General features: G+C 69.1%; 2 protein-coding genes. Both read right to left on the bottom strand.

What is annotated here, in order from left to right; translation table 11 throughout:
• Window positions 1-1,901, bottom strand: a 1,901-nt coding sequence (locus tag H1A17_RS33690; RefSeq protein WP_194823780.1) for an alpha-L-fucosidase, incomplete at its 3' end; no start/stop codon positions are given.
• A 50-nt stretch (window positions 1,902-1,951) separates the two neighbouring features.
• Entirely contained in the window at window positions 1,952-3,421 is a 1,470-nt protein-coding gene (locus tag H1A17_RS33685) for an arabinofuranosidase catalytic domain-containing protein (protein WP_194823779.1), read from the bottom strand.
• Window positions 3,422-3,619: the final 198 nt, after the last annotated feature.

Raw genomic sequence — 3,619 nt, 5'->3', positions numbered from 1 at the left:
TAGCTGGTGGTGCAGGTGATGCTGGCCGGCGGGTTGTTGGTGCCGTTCCACGTCGCGGTGAAGCCGAACGTGGTGGAGGCGCCTGCGGCGAGCGTGCCGTTGTAGGCGACGTTGGCGACCGTCACGTTCGCCCCGCTCTGGGTGTGGCTGCCGTTCCAGATCTGGGTGATCGCCTGGCCGTTGGGAAAGCTCCAGGAGACCTTCCACCCGTTGACCGGCGTGGCGCCGGCGGTGACGGTGACGTCGGCCTGGAAGCCACCGGCCCAGGAGTTGGTGATGGTGTACTTCGCCGTTGCCTGGCCGGCCGGCGGCGCGGTGGTGCCGGTCGGCGTCGGGGTCGGCGTCGCGGTGGGGGTCGCGCCGACGAAGGTTAGCTTGACCACGTACGCGAGTGCGTTGTACGGAGCGCTCGCCGAGGGCATGGCGACGTGCAGGCCGGACCCGTCCTGGGTGGGCCGGGGCAGGTTGACGTACGTGCCGGCGGTGGAGCCGAGCAGCTGCACGCCGGTCAGGTTGCCCAGGTTCACCCGGCTCGACGTCATCGTCGAGATGGTCAGGGTGCTGCCCGGCCAACCCAGCACCGTCGCGTACAGGACGGTGTTGTTCTTGTCGCGGGTGAACCGGATGTCCCGGTTGGTGCCCGCGCGTGGGGTGACGAAGGACCCACCGCCCATCTGGGTGGGTCCCTCGCCGTGGACGGACCAGGCCCGGGTGCCGTAGATCGACTCGCCGAACCGCCTGAGGTGGTCGCCGATGCCCCGCAGGATCGTCTGCTGCCCGGAGGGGATGACACCGTCGGCCGTCGGCGCGACGTTGAGGACCATGGTGCCGTTCTTGCTGACCCGGTCGATCAACGCGTGCAGCAGGGCGGTGGTCGAGTAGTAGCCGATGCCCTGGGTGTAGCACCAACTGCTGCTGGAGACGCTGTCGTCGGTGAGCCAGTACGGGGACTGGATGCCCGCCGGGCCGCCCCGTTCGAAGTCGTAGACCTCACCGCGGTTGTTGAACCCGTCCTTGTAGGTGGCCACCACGTCCCGGTTCCACGTGACAGCGTTGTTGTAGTAGTACGCCAGGAAGTCCAGTCGCCGGGCCTCGTCGATCCGGCCCAGGTAGAGGTCCTGCCAGATGAGATCGGGCTGGTAGCCGTCGATGACCTCCCGCAGTTTGTCGGTCCACAGCTGCTGCTCGGTGGCGTTGTCGAGCTGACCGTAGAGTTTGCGCAGGGTGGTGCTGGACTGCTGCGGCACGTACTGGTAGTAGCCGCCGAAGTTCCACTGGTGGTGCAGCGAGACGAACAGCTTGAGACCCTTGGCGCGGATGGCGTCGGCGTGCAGCCGCAGCAGGTCCAGCTTCGGGCCGGTCGCCACGGAGTTCCACTCGTTGACCCTGCTGTTCCACATCGAGTAGCCGTCGTGGTGCTCGGCCACCGGGCCGGCGAACTTCGCCCCGGCGTCGACGAACAACTGGGCCCACTCGTTGGGGTCCCAGTTGCCGCCGGCGGATCTGAGCTTCGGCGCGAACTGCACCCAGTTGCCCGCCTTGTCGCGGGCCCCGTTGATGAAGTTGTGGTACGGCCAGGCCGCCGGATCGCCGTACGCGCTCTTGTGATGGTTGTTCTCGTACGAGCCGTTGTTGTACATGTTGCGCGGGTACCACTCGTTGCCGAACGCGGGAACGGTGAACGCCCCCCAGTGGTAGTAGATGCCGAACTTGCCGTCCTGGAACCACTCGGCGGCCGGTGGGTGCTGGTCGACCGAGGCCCAGGTGGGCGTGTAGCTCTGCGGCCCTGCCGTGGCCAGGGCGTTGCGGACGCCGAGCAGGCCGGTGGCGGCGGCGACGCCGGTGGCGCCGCCCGCGACGAGCAGGCCGCGGCGGGTCAGTCGAAGCGAGGACGAGGACATTGGACGGTCTCCTGCCCGGACGGTGGTGGGATGACCTGCCGCAGAAGGTGTCACCGGTAGCCGGCGGCGACGATGTTCGCCTGGACGGCGTTCTCGGTGGCGTCGGTGGGGTAGCCGGCGGTCATCACGCCCTCGTAGAAGGTGCCGGCCGCGCCGTGGCTGTTGTCACCGCCGATACCGAGGATGATCGCGCCTTCCTTTTTCATCGGGTTGTAGCCCGCCACGTTGGGGCGTGCGCCGTTGTAGAAGGTCGACAGGCTGCCGGACTGGGCGTTGCCGCCACGGATGGCCCAGTGGTTGGGCTCGCCCTTGATGATGGCGGTGAGGTAGCGGTGGCTGATGCTGGGGTCGTTGGCGTTGTACTTCTGGTTGACCCCGGAGAAGAGGCCGTTCTCGAGGTCGGCCATGATCCACGGGCCGTTGCCGGCGCCGTAGCCCCAGACCTTGTTGTTGCCGAAGTAGATGGCCTCCATGGTGCCGTTGCCGTTGTCCCGGCTGTTGGTCTCGGCGTTGCCGTAGTCGAAGCAGCAGCCGCCGTTGTAGTGGGTGCCGTCGAGGATGGCGTACATCCCCTCGGGTTGGTCGCCCTTGGCGATGCCGTTGGTGGTGTTGTTCCGGTAGCCGGTGCCGGGGGCGACGAACACCCCGTACGCCTTCTGGCCGTTGAGCGTGGTGGGGGCGGCGGTGGCGTTGGCGAGGTTGTCGTATCCGCCGGGGGCGGGGCCGGGGAAACCGCCGGGAGGCGCCTGGGTGAGGTGGTTACCGCGGCCGCTCTGGTCGTAGATGATGGTGATCAGGCAGGTGGTGTTGGCGCAGAAGGTGTCCTGGGCGGCGGCGTTGGCGACTCCGCCGGCGGTCAGTGGGGTGATGTTGCGGGTGGTGTTGTCCGAGGCGCGGCGGACCTGGTAGAGGTTGCCGGTGTACGCGGCGTACAGGGCCCGGGTGGTGCTGTGCGCGGCCACGCAGGGCGTGTTGCCGGCGGCGTAGAGGTCGCAGGGCAGGCGGGTGCCCGGCGGCGGCGTGGTGGGTGGGGGCGTGGTGGGCGGAGGGGTGGTCGGCGGCGGTGTGGTGGGTGGCGGTGTGGTCGGGGTGACGCCGCCGGTGCAGGTCGTGCCGTTCAGCGTGAACGTGGTGGGGGCCGGGTTGCTGCCGGTCGCCGCGCCGTTGAAGCCGAACGAGGTGCTGCCTCCGGTGGGGATGCTGCCGTTGTAGGACACGTTGGTGACGGCGACCTGGGCGCCCGACTGGGTGTAGGAGCCGTTCCAGAGCTGGGTGACGGTCTGGCCGGCGTCGAAGCTCCAGGTGAGCCGCCAACTGGTGACCGGGTCGCCCAGGTTGGTGATGGTGACGCCAGCGCCGAAGCCGCCGGGCCACTGTGAACTGACCGTGTAGGTGACCTGGCAGCCGGCGGCCGCCGCGGACGCCTGGGGCGTCCCGACTGTGCCGCTGCTGATCAGGACCAGCGTGGCCAGGGCCGCGACCGGCCCCGACGCTCGACGCCGGACAGTGCCACGTTTCATGGAGTCCTCCAGATGTGGACGAGAGTTCACGGGCCCACTCGGGGTGGGTCCCTCCGGTTCGCCGCCTGTCGGGCCCGAACTCCGGCAGGCAGGAGCAACCGTGCAGCCTGGCGAGTCCGCTGGTCGGTGCCGTCGGGGCTGGCGGCCCGGACGCCGGGGGCGCTGACCAGCCGAATCGGCGGCAGAGGGCGTGACCCA

Origin of the sequence: Micromonospora sp. S-DT3-3-22, from assembly GCF_015354745.1 — a bacterium.
GTDB classification, from domain to species: domain Bacteria; phylum Actinomycetota; class Actinomycetes; order Mycobacteriales; family Micromonosporaceae; genus Micromonospora; species Micromonospora wenchangensis.
This window is presented reverse-complemented; position numbering and strand designations above follow the sequence as displayed.